General features: G+C 72.8%; 18 protein-coding genes. 13 read left to right on the top strand and 5 right to left on the bottom strand.

Going from position 1 to position 18,285, the window contains the following annotated elements:
• Positions 1 to 3: 3 nt before the first annotated feature.
• Together RB608_RS13390 and RB608_RS13385 are read right to left on the bottom strand one after the other, a co-directional pair.
• Positions 4 to 2,154, bottom strand: a complete 2,151-nt coding sequence (locus RB608_RS13390; RefSeq protein ID WP_308088454.1) for a DEAD/DEAH box helicase — start codon at positions 2,152 to 2,154, stop codon at positions 4 to 6.
• Between the two features lie 219 nt (positions 2,155 to 2,373).
• A complete protein-coding gene (locus tag RB608_RS13385) occupies positions 2,374 to 3,531 on the bottom strand; it encodes an acyl-CoA dehydrogenase family protein (RefSeq protein ID WP_308088453.1) in 1,158 nt (385 codons plus the stop codon).
• Positions 3,532 to 3,638: 107 nt separating this feature from the next.
• On the opposite strand from RB608_RS13385, the gene RB608_RS13380 reads away from it, so the two are divergent.
• From RB608_RS13380 to RB608_RS13360, 5 genes are all read left to right on the top strand, one after another.
• Complete coding sequence (locus RB608_RS13380; RefSeq protein WP_308088452.1) at positions 3,639 to 4,337, top strand: helix-turn-helix domain-containing protein; 699 nt, start codon at positions 3,639 to 3,641, stop codon at positions 4,335 to 4,337.
• Positions 4,338 to 4,359: 22 nt separating this feature from the next.
• Positions 4,360 to 5,214 (top strand): SDR family oxidoreductase, encoded by an 855-nt coding sequence (locus RB608_RS13375; RefSeq protein ID WP_308088451.1) that lies wholly within the window; start codon positions 4,360 to 4,362, stop codon positions 5,212 to 5,214.
• A 138-nt stretch (positions 5,215 to 5,352) separates the two neighbouring features.
• Complete coding sequence (locus RB608_RS13370) at positions 5,353 to 5,898, top strand: PadR family transcriptional regulator (RefSeq protein ID WP_308088450.1); 546 nt, start codon at positions 5,353 to 5,355, stop codon at positions 5,896 to 5,898.
• Positions 5,895 to 7,898: an NADPH-dependent 2,4-dienoyl-CoA reductase gene (locus RB608_RS13365; RefSeq protein ID WP_308088449.1), complete on the top strand. Its 2,004-nt coding sequence runs from the start codon at positions 5,895 to 5,897 to the stop codon at positions 7,896 to 7,898. Before RB608_RS13370 ends, RB608_RS13365 begins: the two co-directional genes overlap by 4 nt.
• Positions 7,895 to 8,332 carry a nuclear transport factor 2 family protein gene (locus RB608_RS13360; RefSeq protein ID WP_308088448.1) on the top strand — a complete coding sequence of 146 codons (438 nt, stop codon included), beginning with the start codon at positions 7,895 to 7,897 and terminating at the stop codon, positions 8,330 to 8,332. Before RB608_RS13365 ends, RB608_RS13360 begins: the two co-directional genes overlap by 4 nt.
• 20 nt (positions 8,333 to 8,352) lie before the next feature.
• On the opposite strand, the gene RB608_RS13355 is transcribed toward RB608_RS13360, so the two are convergent.
• Positions 8,353 to 8,832: an SRPBCC family protein gene (locus RB608_RS13355; RefSeq protein WP_308088447.1), complete on the bottom strand. Its 480-nt coding sequence runs from the start codon at positions 8,830 to 8,832 to the stop codon at positions 8,353 to 8,355.
• A gap of 143 nt (positions 8,833 to 8,975) precedes the next feature.
• Here RB608_RS13355 and RB608_RS13350 point away from each other — a divergent pair, with 143 nt between their 5' ends.
• From RB608_RS13350 to RB608_RS13325, 6 genes are read left to right on the top strand one after another with little or no spacing between them, the layout of a single operon-like run.
• Entirely contained in the window at positions 8,976 to 9,788 is an 813-nt protein-coding gene (locus tag RB608_RS13350) for an ATP-binding cassette domain-containing protein (protein ID WP_308088446.1), read from the top strand.
• Between the two features lie 10 nt (positions 9,789 to 9,798).
• Positions 9,799 to 10,452, top strand: coding sequence for an ABC transporter permease subunit (locus tag RB608_RS13345; RefSeq protein WP_308088444.1), 654 nt, complete (start codon positions 9,799 to 9,801; stop codon positions 10,450 to 10,452).
• Entirely contained in the window at positions 10,449 to 11,117 is a 669-nt protein-coding gene (locus RB608_RS13340; RefSeq protein WP_308088443.1) for an ABC transporter permease subunit, read from the top strand. The genes RB608_RS13345 and RB608_RS13340 overlap by 4 nt, the downstream gene beginning before the upstream one ends.
• Positions 11,114 to 12,055 (top strand): ABC transporter substrate-binding protein, encoded by a 942-nt coding sequence (locus RB608_RS13335; RefSeq protein ID WP_308088442.1) that lies wholly within the window; start codon positions 11,114 to 11,116, stop codon positions 12,053 to 12,055. Before RB608_RS13340 ends, RB608_RS13335 begins: the two co-directional genes overlap by 4 nt.
• A gap of 54 nt (positions 12,056 to 12,109) precedes the next feature.
• Positions 12,110 to 12,490 carry a DUF1304 domain-containing protein gene (locus RB608_RS13330; RefSeq protein WP_308088441.1) on the top strand — a complete coding sequence of 127 codons (381 nt, stop codon included), beginning with the start codon at positions 12,110 to 12,112 and terminating at the stop codon, positions 12,488 to 12,490.
• Positions 12,491 to 12,529: 39 nt separating this feature from the next.
• Positions 12,530 to 13,153, top strand: coding sequence for an NAD(P)H-dependent oxidoreductase (locus tag RB608_RS13325; RefSeq protein WP_308088440.1), 624 nt, complete (start codon positions 12,530 to 12,532; stop codon positions 13,151 to 13,153).
• Positions 13,154 to 13,174: 21 nt separating this feature from the next.
• On the opposite strand, the gene RB608_RS13320 is transcribed toward RB608_RS13325, so the two are convergent.
• Positions 13,175 to 14,320 carry a hypothetical protein gene (locus RB608_RS13320; protein ID WP_308088439.1) on the bottom strand — a complete coding sequence of 382 codons (1,146 nt, stop codon included), beginning with the start codon at positions 14,318 to 14,320 and terminating at the stop codon, positions 13,175 to 13,177.
• Positions 14,317 to 14,715, bottom strand: coding sequence for a homing endonuclease associated repeat-containing protein (locus RB608_RS13315; RefSeq protein ID WP_308088437.1), 399 nt, complete (start codon positions 14,713 to 14,715; stop codon positions 14,317 to 14,319). The genes RB608_RS13320 and RB608_RS13315 overlap by 4 nt, the downstream gene beginning before the upstream one ends.
• A gap of 227 nt (positions 14,716 to 14,942) precedes the next feature.
• Between RB608_RS13315 and RB608_RS13310 the strand changes: the two genes are divergently transcribed.
• Both RB608_RS13310 and RB608_RS13305 read left to right on the top strand, forming a co-directional pair.
• Complete coding sequence (locus tag RB608_RS13310) at positions 14,943 to 16,766, top strand: DUF3556 domain-containing protein (RefSeq protein WP_308088435.1); 1,824 nt, start codon at positions 14,943 to 14,945, stop codon at positions 16,764 to 16,766.
• Positions 16,763 to 18,250 carry an AMP-binding protein gene (locus tag RB608_RS13305; RefSeq protein ID WP_308088434.1) on the top strand — a complete coding sequence of 496 codons (1,488 nt, stop codon included), beginning with the start codon at positions 16,763 to 16,765 and terminating at the stop codon, positions 18,248 to 18,250. Before RB608_RS13310 ends, RB608_RS13305 begins: the two co-directional genes overlap by 4 nt.
• Positions 18,251 to 18,285: the final 35 nt, after the last annotated feature.

Below are 18,285 nucleotides of genomic sequence, written 5' to 3'. Positions count from 1 at the left end.
ACATCAGTCCCCGCGGGCCTCCAGCGCGGCGGTGAGCAGTGCGACCAGGGCCTCGGTCTGCAGGTCGACGGCACCGCCCTCGACCTCCTCGCCGGCGCCGTCGAGGGCGCGGGCGGCGAGCCCGGCCTTCTTGTCGATCAGCTCGGCGATCCGGGTGTCGAGGGTCTGCGTGGCGATGACCCGCCAGGCGGTGACCGGCTCGGCCTGGCCGATCCGGTGCACCCGGTCGATGGCCTGGGTCTGCTCGGCGTCGGTCCAGGAGAGCTCGGCCAGCACCAGGTTGGACGCGACCTGCAGGTTGAGGCCGACGCCGGCCGCGGTGAGCGAGCAGACCGCGACCTGGACGTCCGGGTCGTTGACGAAGGCGTCGATCTCCTTCTGCCGGGTCGTCGAGCTCTGGTCGCCGCGGACCGAGCTGTAGCGGATGCCACGCTCGGCGAAGGTCCGCTCGGCGGTGTCCATGACGTCGATGTGCTTGGCGAAGAACACGACCTTGCCGACGTTGCGGGCCAGCTGCGCGGTGTAGTCGGCCGCGAGACCGGCCTTGGCCTGCCCGATCCGGCGCATCATCGTGAAGACGTTCTCGCCGGTCTTGGTCGAGTTGTCCTCGCGCTCCCAGCCGGCGACCTGGCGGACCAGGCGGTGGTCGATGCCCTCGACCTCGGCGCCGGTACGGCGGGTCGCGATCGCGGCGTCGTAGCGCTCCACCATCCGGCGGGCCAGCTCCTGCTCGGCCTTGCGGATGGAGCGGCCGGCCTCGCCCTCGAGCTCGACCGGGATGTCGGCGACGCGGCGGGCCGGGATGTCGGCGGCGACGTCGATCTTGCGGCGACGCGCGATGCCCTGCTCGATGACGGCGCGTCGGGCGGCCGGGTAGAAGGCGGGGTCGGCCGGCGTCAGCCCGGTCTCCTCCAGCGCCTCCATCAACGCGCCGCGCGGCACCACCTCGTCGATCCAGCCGAGGAACTGCCAGATGGCCCGGAAGTCCTCGATGTCGTTGATGAGCGGGGTACCGGTCAGCGCCATCATCAGCGGCCGGGCGATCCGGGACCGGATCCGCCCGGCGATCTCCAGAACGTTCTGCGAGCGCTGCGAGGTCTTGTTCTTGATGTAGTGCGCCTCATCGACGATCATCCCGCGGAATCCGTGGGTGCCGAGCCAGCCGACATGGCGGTCGAGGATCTCGTAGTTGACGACGAACACGTCGGCGTACCCGTCGGCGTCGTCGCCGTCGCCGTGCAGCACGGTGGCCCGGCGGTGGGGGGTCCAGAGGTCGACCTCGCGGGCCCAGTTCGTCTTGACGACATTGGGGACCACGGCGAGCAGCGGGAAGGCCCCGGCAGCCTCGGCGGCGAGCAGCGCCTGCGCGGTCTTGCCGAGGCCGGGCTCGTCGGCCAGCAGGTAGGTCCGGTGGCCCTCGGCGGCCGAGGCGACGAGCTGCGCCTGGTGCGCCATCAGCTCGCGGCCGACCGGGGCGTGCCGGCCGGTGAGCGCGGTCAGCTGGTCGGCGTCCGGCAGGGGCATGCAGGCGGGCGCGTCGGGCGCGGCCCGCTCGAAGGAGCGGAACAGCGGCTCGAGCAGCTCCCAGCCGGCCAGTCGCCGCGGCGGCACCACGACCTGGGCGTGGGTGAAGTCGGGGGTCAGGAAGGGGTGCGAGAGCTGGTAGGACTGCACCGACATCGGCACCACGCGCTTCTCGGCGAGGGCCGCGAGCTCCGGGTCGACGACGACCGGCGCGGGCTCGGGCTCCGGCTCGTCGACGCCGGCCTTGCGCAGCAGCTCGCGCCGCATCGCCTTGGCCGACTCCGAGACCTCCGCGTTCTCGTCGAGCAGCGTGAACAGGGTGCTGTCGCGCGCCGCGGTCTGGGCGAGGATCGTCGCGATCCCGTCGAGTCGCTTGAGCTCCTCGCCGCGCCGACCGTCGGAGAGGCCGGGATCGGACTTGACCCGGGCCCGCTCCTCGCGCGCCAGCAGCGCGACGACCTGGAACTTCGCGCGCACCTCCGGCATCGCCGAGCGACGGGCGACCGCCGCCTCGACCTCGCGCACGGCGCGCGCGAGCTGCGGGATGATGCCCTCCTCGTTGCGACGCGTCCGCGCCGACTGCGTGTTGCGGCGCTGCTGCGTCGCTCCCCGCTGGCCTCCTCGAGCCACAAGCGTCCTTCCCAGCGTCCACCGACGGGCGGTGGCGCAGGTCTCCTCGGCTGGTTCCGCCGACGGCTCGCGCTGCTGCGGGAGGGCGCCGATCGGGCGTACGTCACCGGTTCCCGTCGGGAGGACGGCATCCGGTGGTGCTTCCAGCGTAGCGCACCCCCCACCCCGCCCGTGGGCGGCCGCCGTCCGGCGTGGGACGCCGGTCGCCGGCCGGGCGCCTCACTCGGCGATGGGCACCGGCTCGCCGAGGGCGTCGGCACCGAGGAGCACCAACGTCTGCTCCGGCGTGAACGGGTGGAACTTCACGGCCCGGATGTCGCGGTAGCACCGCTCGATCACCGACCCCCGGAAGAACGCCGGCCCACCGGCGACCTCCATGGCGAGGTCGCACACCTCGACGCCGGCCCGCGCGACCTCCGCCTTGGCGCCCATCACCGCGAGCACGGTCCCCCGGGACGGCGTGGGATCGTCCCCGACCCGGCCGAGGGCGCCGTCGAGCGCCCATTCCGCCACCTGGAGCCGCGCGCGCATGACGCCGATCTGCCGCTGGACGGCCACGTCGTCGGCCCGCCGAACGGCGGCGGCCACCGCGGCGTCGTACGCCGCCTCCGCGATCCCGAGGTAGGCGCCGCAGATGATCGGGAACGCGATACTCGAGATCACCTGGAGCGGCGGGTCGACCACTCCCCAGGGCCGGTCGGCCAGCACCTTGTCGTCGGGCACGAAGACGTCGACGAGGTCGATGTCGTTGCTGGCGGTGCCCCGCATGCCCAGGGTGTCCCAGTTGTCGGCGACGGCGACACCCTCGCTGGCGACCGGGACGGCGAGGTTGAGGACGCGGCGGCCCTGCTCGGGGTCGTCGAAGCAGGCCATGGTCGAGATGACCGCGCCGTGCCGCGACTGGCTGGCGAACCGCTTGCGGCCGGTGACCCGGTAGCCGCCGTCGACCCGCACCGCCTCACCCTGCGGGTGCGTGTAGTCGCCACCGCCGGTCGAGACGAGGAGGATCTGCTCCTCGGCCACCCGGCGCAGCGTGGCCTCGGCGCCGGGCAGGCCGCGGCGGTACCGCCAGGCAGTGAACGCGACGACGTGCTGGTGCATGGCGCTGGCGAGCGCCGTCGAGCCGCAATGGCGGCCGAGCTCGCGTTGCAGCGAGACCAGGTCACGGACGGTAGCGCCGTCGCCACCGAGGTCGACCGGGACGGCGGCGCGGAGCAGGCCGGCGGCGCGCAGCTCGTCGTACGCCTCGGACACGAAGCTGCCCTCGGCGTCGTGGCGCGCGGCGTGGGCGGCGATGCGAGGGCCGATCGCGGCGGCCCGGGCGGCAGGGGTGAGAGGGGTGGTCGGCGCGGTGGCCGCCTGGAGTGTGCTCGTCATGAGACCAATGTCCGCCGGGTCGCGAGCGCCCTCCAGTCCAGAAAGATGACCTCGCCGGTCCAGGTTCGGGACTACCCCGTCCGGCAGCACAGGAGCACCATGGGCAGATGCCCGACTACGGCAACTACTGCCCCGTATCGATGGCGTCCGAGGTGGTCGCCGACCGCTGGACGCCGCTGATCATCCGGGAACTCGTGCTCGGGAACACCCGCTTCAACGACATCGCCCGGGCGATGCCCGGCATCTCGCGCTCGCTGCTCGTGCAGCGCCTGCGCCATCTCGAGCACCGCGGCGTCCTCGAGACCTGGCCGGCGCCGACCGGACGCGGCAGCGAGTACCACCTGACCCCGGCCGGCCGGGACCTCGAACGGGTCATCGACAGCCTGGGCCGATGGGCGATCGAGTGGCTCTTCGAGGAGCTCCGGCCCCACGACGTCGCCCCGACGACGCTGATGTGGTGGATGCACCGTCGCGTGGACCGCGAGCGGCTCCCGCCTGGGCGCACGGTCGTCGAGTTCCGCCACACGGCGCCCGAGGCGACGACGATCTGGCTGGTGATGGACCGGGCCGAGGTCTCGGTCTGCCTGCAGCACCCCGGCTTCGAGGTCGACGTGACCGTCACCGCGACGACGCCGGCCCTCGCCGACGTGTTCCAGGGCTACTGCTCGTGGCCCGAGGCGGTCGACGCCGGCCGGATCCAGGTCGCCGGGCTGCCCCGGCTGCTCGCCGCCCTGCCCCGCTGGTTCCTGTGGAGCCCGTGGGCGGCGGTCACCCGGGAACGGGCGGATCGCACGGCCGTCGAATAGAACCTGTTCTAGAGTCGGCCGGGTGGGTACCTACGCAGTCACCGGCTCCGCCTCCGGCATGGGCGCCGCCGTCGTCGCCCGCCTGGTCGGCGAGGGGCACACCGTCTTCGGCGTCGACATCCAGGAGGCCGACGTCGTCGCCGACCTCGCGACCGCCGAGGGACGGCGGACCGCGGCGGCCGCGGTCCTCGACCGGGCCGGCGGCGTGCTCGACGGGGCGGTCCTGGCGGCCGGCCTGGGCCCGGCGCCCGGCCGGGAGCGCTCCCGGCTGATCGCCGAGGTCAACTACCGGGGCGTGGTCGAGCTGCTCGAGGCCTGGCAGCCCGCGCTGGCCGCCGCCGAGCGGGCCAAGGTGGTCGTGTTCGCGAGCAACTCGACGACGACGGTGCCGCTGGTGCCGCGGCGGGTCGTCCACGCCCTCCTGGACGGCGACGTGGACAAGGCGGTCGGCACCCTGCGCCTGCTCGGCAAGGCCGCCCCCACCTTCGCGTACGCGGCCAGCAAGATCGCCGTCAGCCACTGGGTACGACGCCACGCCGTCGCACCCGCCTGGGCCGGTGCGGGCATCCGGCTCAACGCCCTCGCTCCCGGCGCGATCCTGACTCCCCTGCTGGAGCAGCAGCTCGCCACCCCCGCCGAGGCCCGCCGGATCAAGGCCTTCCCCGTGCCCATCGGCGGCTTCGGCGACCCGGGCCAGCTCGCCGCCTGGGTGGTCTTCATGCTCTCCGACGCCGCGGACTTCCTGTGCGGCAGCGTCGTCTTCGTGGACGGCGGCTCGGATGCGTGGTTCCGCGCCACCGACTGGCCGCGGCCGGTCCCCGCCCGGCAGCTGCGCTCGTACCTCGCTCGGATGCGGGAGTTCCGGCGGACTTCTTGACGGGTTGCTGCGCTTCCCGCCCGTTGCAGCGGCCAGGAAGCGCGGGAATCACCGCTGAAAGGTGATTCCGCAGCTCCAGTCCGAAACGAGTTGCGCAACTAGTTGCATAGCCCAGGCGGCTGGGGCATGCTGAGGGGCATGGCCCTCGAGCACGCGATCCTCGTGTCGTTGAGCGAGCGCGCCGCGTCGGGCTCCGACCTGGTGCGGCGCTTCGACGCGTCCATCGGCTTCTTCTGGTCCGCCACCCACCAGCAGATCTACCGGGTGCTGGGCCGGATGGAGGGCGACGGCTGGATCTCGTCCGCGACGGTCGCGCAGACCGACCGGCCCGCCAAGAAGGTCTACGACGTGACCGACGCCGGCCGCGCCGAGCTGGCCCGCTGGATCGGCGAGCCGACCACACCCGACGCGATGCGCAGCAGCGTCAGCGTCAAGATGCGCGGGGCGTCGTACGGCGACCGGGCGGCGCTGCTCGACGACCTGCGCCGCCAGCTCGACGAGCACACCAAGCGGCTCTCGCTCTACGAGTTCCTCGCCACGCGCGACTTCCCCGACCCCGGCGCGCTGAGCGGCGCCGACCTCGACATCTACCTCGTGCTGCGCGGCGGACTCCTCATGGAGGAGTTCTGGATCCGCTGGCTCACCGAGTACCTCGACGCCCACACCCGCAAGGAGTCCCGATGACCGCCTACCCGCTCCTCACGACCCCGGCCACCGTCGGCGGCCTCGAGCTCCAGTCCCGCGCGGTGATGGGCTCCATGCACACCGGCCTCGAGGACCGGCCCTGGCACATCGACGAGCTGGCGGCGTACTTCGCCGAGCGCGCCCGCGGCGGCGTGGGGCTCATCGTGACCGGCGGCTACTCCCCCAACATCCGCGGCTGGCTGCTGCCCTTCGGCTCGCAGATGACCACCCGCCTCAACGCGCACCGCCACCGGCGGGTCACCGACGCGGTCCACGAGAACGGCGGCCGGATCGCGCTCCAGATCCTGCACGCCGGCCGCTACGGCTACACGCCGTTCAGCGTGTCCGCGAGCGCCACCAAGTCGCCGATCACCCCGTTCAAGGCGTCCGCGCTTTCCGCGCGCGCGGTCGAGCGGACCATCGACGACTTCGTCGCGAGCGCCCGGCTCGCCCGGAAGGCCGGGTACGACGGCGTCGAGATCATGGGCTCCGAGGGCTACCTGATCAACCAGTTCCTCACGGCGCGCACCAACCGTCGTACCGACGAGTGGGGCGGATCCGCCGAGGCCCGGATGCGCTTCCCCGTCGAGATCGTGCGCCGGATCCGGCAGGAGCTGCCGGACTTCTTCGTCATGTACCGGATGTCGCTGCTCGACCTGGTCCCCGACGGTCAGACCTGGGACGAGACCGTCGAGCTGGCGCACCGGATCGAGGCGGCCGGCGCCAGCGTCATCAACACCGGCATCGGCTGGCACGAGGCGCGGGTCCCCACGATCGTCACCAGCGTGCCGCGCGGCGCCTGGGTCGACAGCACGCTGCGCCTCAAGGAGGTCGTGGCGATCCCGGTGTGCGCGAGCAACCGGATCAACACCCCCGACGTCGCGGAGTCCGTCCTCGAGCAGGGTGTCGACCTGGTGTCGATGGCCCGGCCGTTCCTCGCCGACGCCGACCTGGTCGCCAAGGCCCGCGACGGCCGCGCCGACGAGATCAACACCTGCATCGGCTGCAACCAGGCCTGTCTCGACCACACGTTCCAGGCCAAGCGGGCCTCCTGCCTGGTCAACCCGCGCGCCTGCCACGAGACCACGCTGGTGCTGAGCCCGACCCGCTCCGCGCGCCGGGTCGCGGTCGTCGGCGGCGGACCGGCCGGACTCGCCACCGCGGTCAGCGCCGCCGAGCGCGGTCACGACGTGACCCTGTTCGAGGGCTCCGACGAGCTGGGCGGCCAGTTCCGGTTGGCGATGCAGATCCCGGGCAAGGAGGAGTTCGCCGAGACGCTGCGCTACTACCGGCGCCGGATGGAGGTGCTCGGCGTCAACGTGAAGCTCGGGACCCGCGCCACCGCCGACCTGCTCGCCGGGTACGACGACGTCGTGGTCGCCACCGGCGTCGAGCCGCGCACCCCCGCGATCCCCGGGATCGAGCACCCCAAGGTCGTCTCCTACCCCGATGCGATCACCCGCCGGGTCCCGGTCGGCACGAAGGTCGCGGTGCTCGGCGCGGGCGGCATCGGCTTCGACGTCACCGAGCTGCTGGCCCACACCCCCGAGACGCTCGACGAGTGGAAGGCGCACTGGGGCGTGGCCGACCCGGCCGTCGTCCGCGGGGGCGTGACGGACAAGACGCCGCGCACGCCCGCCCGCGAGGTCTGGCTGCTGCAGCGCAAGGAGACCACGCAGGGCAGGGGCCTCGGCAAGACGTCCGGCTGGGTCCACCGCGCGGCGGTCAAGGACCTCGGCGTCCACCAGCTCAGCGGCGTCTCCTATGACCGGATCGACGACGCCGGCCTGCACATCACCGTCGACGGATCCTCTCAGGTGCTCGACGTGGACCACGTCGTCGTGTGCGCCGGCCAGGAGTCCGTCCGCGGCCTGTACGACGACCTGCTCGCCTCGTCCTTCCCCGGTCGGGTCCACCTGATCGGCGGCGCGGACGTCGCGGCCGAGCTGGACGCCAAGCGGGCGATCAAGCAGGGCACCGAGCTGGCGGCGGCGCTATGAGCACCCCACGGCGTTCTTCTCCTCCGCCGAGCGCCCCGGGCGCGGGCTCCGCCTTCCGCGCTGCCGTCGAGGCCCGCGACCTGGCGGCGATGCGGGCCTGCCTGGCCGACGACGTCGTGTTCCGCAGCCCGGTCGCCCACCGGCCCTATGCGGGCAAGGCGATCACGGGCGCCATCCTCGCCAACGTCCTCGAGGTCTTCGAGGACTTCCGCTACCTGCGCGAGCTGCAGGACGCCGACGGTCATGCCCTGGTCTTCGAGGCGACCGTCGACGGCCTGCAGCTCTCGGGCTGCGACTTCCTCGTGCTCGACGCCGACGGGCTGATCACCGACTTCACGGTGATGGTCCGCCCGCTCCGGGCGGCGCAGGCGCTCGCCGAGCAGATGGGGGCCCGGTTCGACCGGATCGTCGCGATGGCCGGCGACGAGGCCTGAGGCCCGCCGCCCGCCTCGGCTCAGAGCGCCGGGTTGTCGGCGTCGCCGGGCCGCACCTCGCCGCGCCAGCCGCCGGTCTCGACGCCCCGCGTCTCGATGAACGACTTGAACCGCGCGAGGTCGCCCTCGGTGCGCCGGTCCACGATGTTGAGGGCGTCGCCCGCCTTCTCGACGATCCCCTCGGGCTCGAACTCCATCCGCAGGGTCACCCGGGTCGACTGTCCGAGCTCGTCCGGGGCGAACGAGACGGTACCGTCGTTCCGGGCACCGTCGAGCGCGCGCCAGGTGATCCTCTCGTCGGGTGTCTGGTCGACGATCTCGGCGTCCCACTCGCGCCGCACCCCAGCGATCTCGGCACGCCAGTGCAGGTGCGTGGAGTCGAGCTGGCGTACCTCCTCGACGCCCTCCATGAAGGACGGGAAGGTCTCGAACTGGGTCCACTGGTCGTAGGCCGTGCGGACCGGGACGTCGACGGTCACGGACTTCTCGATCGTGCTCATGGTTCGTGCTCCTCTCGTCGGTTCACCCCGCGGTACCCCACCCCCGCGAGGGGAACCGGGCGCCTCCTCCCTCGCACCGTGCCCGGCCCCCGCTGGCACGCGGTTCCACCCCGATGTCCGTGCGGCCCCGTAGGGTGCCACGCATGGGGATCGAGTTCCGCGATGTCGGCAAGACCTACCCCGACGGCACCGTCGCCGTGACGGGCTTCTCGTGCACCGTCCCCTCCCACCGCACCCTCGCGCTGGTCGGGACGTCCGGTTCGGGCAAGACCACGCTGATGCGGATGGTCAACCGGATGGTCGAGCCGACCACCGGCTCGGTCCTCATCGACGAGCGTGACGTCCGCGACCTCGAGAAGGTCGAGCTGCGCCGCTCGATCGGCTACGTCCCGCAGGCCGGCGGCCTGCTCCCCCACCGTCGGGTCGTCGACAACGTCGCGACCGTCCCGGTCCTCACCGGCACGCCGAAGCGCGCCGCGCGCGACGCGGCCCACGCGCTGCTGGAGCGGGTCGGGCTCGACCCCGCGCTCGGCCGGCGCTATCCCGCCCAGCTCTCCGGCGGCCAGCAGCAGCGCGTCGCCGTGGCCCGGGCGCTCGCCGCCGAGCCCAACATCCTGCTCATGGACGAGCCGTTCGGGGCGGTCGATCCGATCGTGCGCCGCGGCCTCCAGGACCAGCTGCTGCAGCTGCAGGCCGAGCTCGGCAAGACCATCGTGCTGGTCACCCACGACATCGACGAGGCGTTCCGGCTCGGCGACGAGGTCGTGATCCTGCGCACCGGCGGCATCGTCGCGCAGACGGGCACGCCCAAGGAGATCGTGGCCGCGCCCGCCGACGGGTTCGTGCGCGACTTCATCGGATCCGACCGCGCGGAGCGGTCCCTGCGCACCGTCGAGCTCGACGGGCGCAGCGTCGTGATCGACGGCGACGGCCGACCGGTCGGGGTTCTCGAGTGAGGGCCCCCGCATGACCTGGCTGAACGCCAACCGCGACTACGTCCTCGACATGCTGGTGCAGCACGTCCGGCTGGCCGTGCCGGCCATCGTGGTCAGCGTGCTCGTCGCGATCGTCCTCGGCCGGATCGCCTGGCGCTGGCCGCGCGCCGGCACCGTCGTCCTCGGTACGGCGAGCCTGCTCTACTCCGTGCCGGCACTGCCCCTGCTCATCGTGATCCCGGTCCTGCTCGGCATCTCGCTGCGCTCCGGCCTGACCCTGATCGTCGCGCTCGCCGTCTACGGCACCGCGCTGCTCGCGGGCACGGCCGCCGACGCCTTCCGAGCCGTGGACGCGCGGGTGCGGGAGGCGGCCGAGGCGATGGGCTACTCGCGTGCCGGGCTGTTCTGGAAGGTCGACCTGCCGCTCGCCGTCCCCGTGCTCCTGTCCGGCATCCGGGTGATCACCGTCAGCACGGTCAGCCTGGTCACGATCGGAGCCCTGGTAGGCATCCCGAGCCTCGGCAATCTGCTGACCGACGGCTTCCAGCGCGACATCCGCGCCGAGATCGTCACCGGCGTCGTCGGCACCATGCTGCTGGCGATCGCGCTCGACGCCCTGCTCGTCGGTCTGGGTCGCCTCGCCACGCCCTGGCGCGCGGCGCTGCCGAAGGCGGCCGCGTCATGAGCCTCTTCGGGGACGCCCTGTCCTGGATCACCGACGGCGCCCACTGGGGTGGGGCGACCGGGATCGACCACCGCATCCTCCAGCACCTGCTGGTCACCTTCGCCGCGGTCGCCCTCGCGGCCGTGGTCGCGCTGCCGCTCGGCGTGCTCATCGGCCACACCGGTCGCGGTCGCCTGGTCGTCGTCGCCCTCGCCGGTGCGGTGCGGGCGGTCCCCACCCTCGGCCTGCTCACGCTCCTCGGCCTGGCCCTCGGCATCGGCATCGAGGCACCGCTGCTCGCCCTCGTCGCGCTGGCCTTCCCCTCCCTGCTGGCCGGCGCCTATGCCGGCGTCGAGGCCGCCGACCGCGGGGCCGTCGACGCGGCGCGCGCCGTCGGGATGAGCGAGTGGCAGATCGTCACCCGGGTCGAGATCCCGCTCGGCGCCGACGTCATCCTCGGTGGCATCCGCGCCGCGACCCTGCAGGTCGTCGCCACCGCCACCCTGGCGGCGTACATCTCCGACACCGGGCTCGGCCGCTACCTCTTCTCGGGCCTCAAGTCCCGCCACTACGACGAGATGCTCGCCGGCGCGCTGCTCGTCGCCGCGCTGGCCCTCCTGCTCGACCTCACCCTGGCTGCCCTCCAACGGGCCAGCCGACCCACCCTAGGAAAGGTTCCGTCATGACCCGTCTCACCCGACTCGGGCAGCTCCGATCCACGCAGATCGGCCTCGCGCTGGTCACCGTCGCATCGCTCGCCCTGACCGCCTGCGGCGGCGACTCCGACCCGCTCAGCTCCGGCGACGGCGACAACGGCGGGGGCGGCACCATCGTGATCGGCTCCCAGGACTACTACTCCAACGAGATCATCGCCGAGACCTACGCCCAGGCGCTCGAGGCCGCCGACATCGAGGTGCAGCGCGACTTCAAGATCGGCCAGCGTGAGGCCTACCTCCCCGAGATCGAGAGCGGCTCGATCGACCTGTTCCCGGAGTACACCGGCCCGCTGCTCCAGGTCTGGCAGCCCGACACCACCGCCCGCCTGGCCGACGACGTCTACACCGACCTCGTCACGGCCGCCGAGGACAAGGGTCTGCAGGTGCTCGACCAGTCGCCCGCGACCGACCAGGACTCCTACGTCGTGACCCGCGCGTTCGCCGAGAAGTGGGGCCTGGAGACCATCGACGACCTCACCAAGGTCACTGACCCGATGGTCTTCGGCGCCAACTCCGAGGCGGAGAGCCGGCCCAACGGCCCGAAGGGCCTCAAGGACACCTACGGCGTCGACGTGTCCTTCACCCCGATCGAGGACGGCGGCGGGCCGCTCACCGTCAAGGCCCTCAAGGACGGCGACATCCAGCTGGCGATCATCTACACCGGCGACCCGTCGATCAAGAAGAACGACCTGGTCGCCCTCCAGGACACCAAGGGCCTGTTCCTCGCCTCCCACGTCGTCCCCGTCGCCAGCGAGGACCTCAGCGACGAGGCGGCCGGGATCATCAACAAGGTCAGCGCCGCGATGTCGCCCGAGGACCTGGTCGACCTCAACACCCGCAGCGTCGACGAGCAGCTGCCCGCCGCGACGATCGCCAAGGACTGGCTCGACAAGGAGGGCCTGCTCTGACCCGGGCCTGAGCGAGGCTGGCGGGCGCGCGCCGGGGCACGGGAGAATCACCGGATGACCACCGTCGCGCTGGCGTTCGCCGGCCTCGCCGCCCTGCTCCACGGATACATCTGGGTCATGGAGTCGCTGACCTGGACCAGCGCCCGCACCCGGGCCACCTTCGGCACCAGCCCGGCCGAGGCGGAGGCCACGAAGGAGCTGGCCTTCAACCAGGGCTTCTACAACCTCTTCCTGGCCGTCATCACGGCCGGCGGGATCGCGGCGTTCGGTGCCGAGGACGACCGGGTCGGCGCCACCCTCGTGTTCTGCGGCACCGGGTCCATGGTCGCCGCCGGCCTGGTCCTGCTGCTCTCCTCGCCCGACAAGGCCCGCGCCGCGCTCACCCAGCTCGCGTTCCCGGCCGTCGCCGTCGTCCTGCTCGCGATCGCGCGCTGACCCGGGTGCCTCCCGGCCCGACCGGGTACCGCACGGCGCATGGACGAGACACCGACCGACCAGCTCCGCGCGCTCGTGCTCTGCTGCACCCTGAAGCCCTCGCCGTCCCGATCCAGCTCCGAGCTGCTCGGCATGCGCGTCCTGGAGGCGCTGCGCCGCCACGACGTCGCGGGCGACGTGGTGCGCATCGCCGACCAGCACGTCGCCTTCGGGGTGAGCACCGACGAGGGTGACGATGACGCGTGGCCGGGCATCCGGCGCCAGATGCTGGACGCCGACATCCTGGTGCTCGCCACGCCGATCTGGATGGGTCAGCCGTCGTCGGTCTGCAAGCTGGTGCTCGAACGGCTCGACGCCGAGCTCGGCGAGACCGACGACGAGGGCCGGATCCTCACGTCGGGCAAGGTCGCGGGCGTGGCCGTGGTCGGCAACGAGGACGGCGCCCACCACGTCTCCGCGGAGGTCTACCAGGCGCTCAGCGACGTGGGCTTCACGATCCCCGCGAACGGCGTGACCTACTGGGTCGGCGAGGCGATGCAGTCGACCGACTACCAGGATCTCGACCCGGAGCCGGAGAAGACCGCGACCACGACGGCGACCCTGGCCGCCAACGCCGCCCACCTCGCGGCGCTGCTGAAGGCGGCGCCGTACCCGCCGTCGTGACGCGCGCTCACTCGGGAGGGCTCAGCGCCCGGGCGTGACCCAGGCATGGAACAGGGGGACGCCCTCCCAGGCGTCGCCGCGGGCCACCGCGACGACCGCGTGCGGGCGGTCGAAGGTGAGCACGACCCGCCGGACCCGGCGCTCGACGTACGCCGGCATGCCGGCCGCGCGCACCTCGAGCGCGGTGACGGCGGCGGCCCGGAAGCCCTCGGCGTCGTAGGTCGCGGTGGCGGCCTGCACGCAACGCAGGTCGAGCCCGTCGACCAGCGCGTCGGACGGGAGCAGCCGGCCCAGGCCGCGCCCCACCTCCAGGACACCCGGAGCGCCGGTGAGCTCGTGGCGCGCGTCGGCGTGCCAGGCCGGCAGCCGGCTGGTCCACAGCTCGGCCCCGTCCGCGGGCGCCTGCCGGGCGGCGAACGACTCGACGCCCTCACTCACCCGCCACGCGTGCCCGTCCGCCCACGGCACGGACGGACGAGAGCCGTGGGCGAGTGTCCCACCCAGGCGGCGGGCGACGACCTCGTCGACGGCACGCCACACGTCGGCCACGGCGACCCCGGGAGCGGCGACGAGGCTGACGACGTCGATGCCGTCGTCACTGGGCGGGCAGGCGACGCCGACCGGGCCGGCGGCCTCGGTCGCCACGATCGCCTGCAGCTCGTGGTCGAGCACCAGCAGCCCGTCGCGGCCGGTCGCCAGCCGCTGCCGCCACCGCGGCGCGGTCACCAGGGCCGACGCGAGGAGGACCAGGGTGCGGTCGTCGACCCGGACCGGGAACGAGCGGACCAGGTCGCGGGTGTGCTCGCGGGCCCAGGCGTCGAGCGCCGCCTGGCCGGGCAGCGGTCCGACCGGAACCGGCCCCGGCACCGGCGCGCGGAGCGTGAGGTCGGGCCGCACCCAGCCGCCGAGCGCGGCACCCACCGCGGGGTGCGGGTCGGCGAGCAGCGCGGTCACGGCCGCCGACGCCTGCGCGGCCGGTACGCCGAGCACCGCCTCCAGCGCGGCCCGCTCCTCCGGGCCGTCGGCCGTCTCCGCCACCGCGGCCAGCAGCAGCCACAGGCCGGTGGCGGACAGGATCGGCGCCTCGGCGAGGTCCAGACGCTCCCGGAGCCGGGCGGCGTGGTCGCGCAGCGCCGCCGCCGTCCGCGGGTCGAGCGCCGGGCTCACCTCAGCTCCAGCGCCCGGCGCTTGACCTCGGCCCACGGGAACCGCTGGCGCAGGGTCGCGCCGCTGGGCACGCCGTCCTGCTCCTTGGCCCAGGCCGCGTAGTCGGCGAAGGCACCGGTGCTGCCCGACGCCGCCAGATAGCGCGCCACGATCGCGACGACGTCGTCGTCGCTCCACCGACGACTCGTCGAGCGGGTCTTGTTGGTGGCGACACCGGCGTGCGCGCAGGCGGCGTTCCAGGACCCGAACCGGCGGATCAACAGCGCCGGGGACGCGGCAGCGCGGGTGCGCTGCCAGCCGTCGTACGCCGAGGCCGTCAGTGGCTCGCCGAGCTCGACGGCCGCGGCGGCGAGATCGGCGGCGATCTGCTCGTCGGAGAACTCGGGGACCCGCATGGACCCACCGTAGCCACTGCGCCACCCTCGGCACGTCGGCCCCGACGTCGGCCCACGTAGACCTGGCGTGGGCCGGCGTGGGCCGGCGTGGGCCCCGGCGTGGGCCGTTGTTGGCGACGGACGAAGCCGAGCCGGAACTTCGGTCGTCGCGGCCGTGACCGGGAGCACACCCGCGAACCTACGGTCGGTGGACCGCTGCGGCGGTCCGTCCCGAAGGAGCCAGCCCGATGCCTTTCCTCACCCCCGACGCCCCGCCGGTCGACCCGGCGGAGTTCCTCACCCGTCCGCGGCAGGAGCGGATCCGCCTGCTCGCCACCTTCTGGGCCGAGTACGGCTTCGGCACGCCGAAGATGGTGCACACCATCTACATCCTGAAGCTGCTGGTGCTCTACGTCGGCGGCGGCGTCGTCCTCGCGACCCTCACCTCCGATGTCGGCGGACCGTTCGAGATCGGGCAGTGGTGGGACCAGCCGATCATCTACCAGAAGCTCGTGCTGTGGACCCTGTTCCTCGAGCTGTTCGGCATCGGCGGCACCTGGGGACCGCTCGCGGCGCACTTCAAGCCGATGACCGGGGGCATCAGCTACTGGGCGCGCCCCCGCACCATCCGGCTGCCCCCGTGGCCGGGCAAGGTGCCGTTCACGGCGGGCGACAACCGCTCCCCCGTCGACGTGCTGCTCTACCTCGCCGCCCTCGCCAGCTTCCTCTACGCCGCGGCGGCGGGCGGGACCCGGCCCGAGGGCTTCGGCGTGACCATGGTCGAGCCGGGGCTGATGGCCCTCTGCGCGGCGCTCCTCGTGCTGTGCGGCCTGCGCGACAAGGTGCTCTTCCTGGCCGCACGCGGCGAGCAGTACCTGCCGATCCTGGTGATCTCCGCGCTCGCCGGCGCGACGCTGACGTACACCGACTTCATCGTCGCGGCCAAGGTGATCATCGTGATCGTCTGGGTGGGCGCGTCGATCTCCAAGGTGAACCACCACTTCCTCAACGTCATCCCGCCGATGGTCTCCAACGCTCCGTTCGTGCCGAGGTTCCTCAAGCGGGCGCACTACCGCGCGCTGCCGGACGACCTGCTCCCGTCGCGACTGGCCTGGTTCATGGCCCACGTGCTCGGCACGACCGCCGAGCTCGTCGTGCCGCTCGTCCTGCTATTCAGCACGAACTGGACGATCACCCTGCTCGCCGTGGGCTCGATGGTGCTCTTCCACCTGTTCATCACGCAGACCTTCCCGTTGGCGGTGCCGCTGGAGTGGAACATCCTGTTCTCCTACGTCGCCGTCTTCCTCTTCGCCGGCCACTTCGCCGGGGACGGCTACGGCATCGGCGACTTCAGCGAGGCCTGGATGCTGCCGGTCCTCGTCGCCGCTCTCGTGTTCTTCCCGGTGCTCGGCAACCTGCGGCCCGACCTGGTGTCCTTCCTGCCGTCGATGCGGCAGTACGCCGGCAACTGGGCCTCCGCCACGTGGGCGTTCGCGCCCGGCGCCGAGGCGAAGCTCAACCAGCTCGAGCGCCCCGCGAAGAACCAGATCGACCAGCTGATCGAGGGCATGGGCTACGACCCCGACGTCGCCGAGATGACCATGCAGATGACGCTCAGCTGGCGCTCCATGCACAGTCAGGGCCGTGGCCTGTTCTCGGTGCTGCAGAACTACCTGGGCGACGAGTACGAGACCTACTCGCTGCGCGAGGCGGAGTTCTGCTGCAACTCGATCATCGGCTGGAACTTCGGCGACGGGCATCTGCACGACGACCAGCTGATCGAGGCCCTGCAGAGGCGACTCGCGTTCGCGCCCGGTGAGCTCGTGGTCGTCTGGGTGGAGTCGCAGCCGATCCACAAGCCCACCCAGGAGTACTTCGTGATGGACGCGGCGCTCGGCATCGTCGAGCGCGGCACCTGGCTGGTCTCCGACTGCGTCAGGGAGCAGCCGTGGCTCCCCAACGGCCCCGTTCCGACCGAGGTCACCTGGCGGCACCCGGAGTACCACCCGGACTCCGCACCGGCCGTCCCGCCGACGCCGCTGCCGGCGCCCGCCCCGACGGCGAACGCATGAGCCCCGTCAGCGAGCTGGCCCGGATCCCGTTCCTGCGTGCGGAGCGGGATCCGGGCGGCCGGTGCCTGCGAGACGGCGGGCGCAGCCTCGACAACGCGACCTTCGCCGCCGACGTACGACGCCTCGCGGATCGCTTCGGTGCGCTCGGCGTCGCGCCCGGGGACACAGTCGCGGTGCTGCTGCCCAACAGCGCGGAGATCGTCACCACGATGTTCGCCGCCTGGTACAGCGGGTCCGCGCTGACGCCGGTGAACGCCGTCCTCACCGACGACGAGGTGCGCTACCAGCTGGAGGACTCGGCGGCCGCGGTGCTCGTGGGCGACGAACGGGCCCGCGACCTGGCGACGTCGGTCGGCATCGCCTGGCTCGACGCGGCCTCGATCCACGGGAGTGCCGCTCCCGACCCGGTGCCGGCATCCGGCGCCGGCCCGGTCGCGACGTCCGCCGACTTCGCGCTGATCATCTACACCAGCGGCACGACCGGACGCCCCAAGGGCGTGCTGCTCGACCACGCCAACCTGGCGGCGATGAGCGCCTCCCTGGTCGAGCACTTCACGATGACGGCGGCCGACACCAGCCTGCTGGTCCTGCCGCTGTTCCACGCGAACGGGCTGATCGCCGGGACCCTGTCGCCGCTGCGCGCCGGCGGCGACGTGGTCGTCGCGCCCCGGTTCTCACCGGACACCTTCTGGGACCTGGTCGAGACCCACCGGCCGACGTACTTCTCGGCCGTGCCGACGATCTACGCGGTCCTCGAGGCTCGGACCACCCGGCCGGTCGACACCTCCTCGCTGCGCTTCGTCGTCTGCGGGGCGGCGCCGATGCCGGCCGAGCTGATCGTGCGCTTCGAGGAGCGCTTCGGCGTCCCCCTCGTGGAGGGCTACGGCCTCTCCGAGGGCAGCGTCGCCTCGACGATCAACCCCGTCGCCGGCCCGCGCAAGCCCGGCACGGTCGGCATCGCGCTGCCCGGACAGGACGTCGCCGTGGTCAGCCCGTCGGGCGACCCGCTGCCGCCGGGGACGCGCGGCGAGGTCGTGATCCGGGGAGCGAACGTGATGCGCGGCTACCTGGGCCGGCCCGAGGAGACCCGGCACACGGTGCGCGACGGCTGGCTGCACACCGGGGACGTCGGGATCATCGACGAGGACGGCTACCTGCGCATCGTCGACCGGATCAAGGACATGATCATCCGCGGGGGCGAGAACATCTATCCGAAGGAGATCGAGGAGTGCCTCTACGGGCACCCCGCGGTCCTGGAGGCCGCGGTCGTGGGCAGGCCCGACCCGATCCTCGGCGAGGTCCCTGTCGCGTACGTCGCCACCCGGCCCGGGCTGGTCGTGACGGAGACGGAGCTGCGCGCCCACTGCGCCGGCTCGCTCGCCCGCTTCAAGGTCCCCGAGGAGGTCCACGTGCGCGCCGAACTGCCCAAGAACTCGGTCGGCAAGCTGGTCAAGGGTCTGCTCCGCGAGCAGGCGGCGGTCTGACGGGGTGGCGATCTTTGGTTCCCGCGACCAAGTCC

The sequence above is a fragment of the Nocardioides sp. LHD-245 genome (genome assembly GCF_030929495.1).
In the GTDB taxonomy this organism is placed as follows: Bacteria; Actinomycetota; Actinomycetes; order Propionibacteriales; family Nocardioidaceae; genus Nocardioides.
The sequence above is the reverse complement of the archived record's forward strand: the minus strand, read 5'-3'. Positions and strand labels throughout refer to the sequence as shown.

Excerpts from the sequence above, each read along its gene's own strand:
- RB608_RS13385 (WP_308088453.1), bottom strand. The coding sequence starts at position 3,531 with ATGACGAGCACACTCCAGGCGGCCACCGCGCCGACCACCCCTCTCACC.
- RB608_RS13380 (WP_308088452.1), top strand. The coding sequence starts at position 3,639 with ATGCCCGACTACGGCAACTACTGCCCCGTATCGATGGCGTCCGAGGTG.
- RB608_RS13370 (WP_308088450.1), top strand. The coding sequence starts at position 5,353 with ATGGCCCTCGAGCACGCGATCCTCGTGTCGTTGAGCGAGCGCGCCGCG.
- RB608_RS13365 (WP_308088449.1), top strand. The coding sequence starts at position 5,895 with ATGACCGCCTACCCGCTCCTCACGACCCCGGCCACCGTCGGCGGCCTC.
- RB608_RS13360 (WP_308088448.1), top strand. The coding sequence starts at position 7,895 with ATGAGCACCCCACGGCGTTCTTCTCCTCCGCCGAGCGCCCCGGGCGCG.
- RB608_RS13355 (WP_308088447.1), bottom strand. The coding sequence starts at position 8,832 with ATGAGCACGATCGAGAAGTCCGTGACCGTCGACGTCCCGGTCCGCACG.
- RB608_RS13350 (WP_308088446.1), top strand. The coding sequence starts at position 8,976 with ATGGGGATCGAGTTCCGCGATGTCGGCAAGACCTACCCCGACGGCACC.
- RB608_RS13345 (WP_308088444.1), top strand. The coding sequence starts at position 9,799 with ATGACCTGGCTGAACGCCAACCGCGACTACGTCCTCGACATGCTGGTG.
- RB608_RS13340 (WP_308088443.1), top strand. The coding sequence starts at position 10,449 with ATGAGCCTCTTCGGGGACGCCCTGTCCTGGATCACCGACGGCGCCCAC.
- RB608_RS13335 (WP_308088442.1), top strand. The coding sequence starts at position 11,114 with ATGACCCGTCTCACCCGACTCGGGCAGCTCCGATCCACGCAGATCGGC.
- RB608_RS13330 (WP_308088441.1), top strand. The coding sequence starts at position 12,110 with ATGACCACCGTCGCGCTGGCGTTCGCCGGCCTCGCCGCCCTGCTCCAC.
- RB608_RS13325 (WP_308088440.1), top strand. The coding sequence starts at position 12,530 with ATGGACGAGACACCGACCGACCAGCTCCGCGCGCTCGTGCTCTGCTGC.
- RB608_RS13315 (WP_308088437.1), bottom strand. The coding sequence starts at position 14,715 with ATGCGGGTCCCCGAGTTCTCCGACGAGCAGATCGCCGCCGATCTCGCC.
- RB608_RS13310 (WP_308088435.1), top strand. The coding sequence starts at position 14,943 with ATGCCTTTCCTCACCCCCGACGCCCCGCCGGTCGACCCGGCGGAGTTC.
- RB608_RS13305 (WP_308088434.1), top strand. The coding sequence starts at position 16,763 with ATGAGCCCCGTCAGCGAGCTGGCCCGGATCCCGTTCCTGCGTGCGGAG.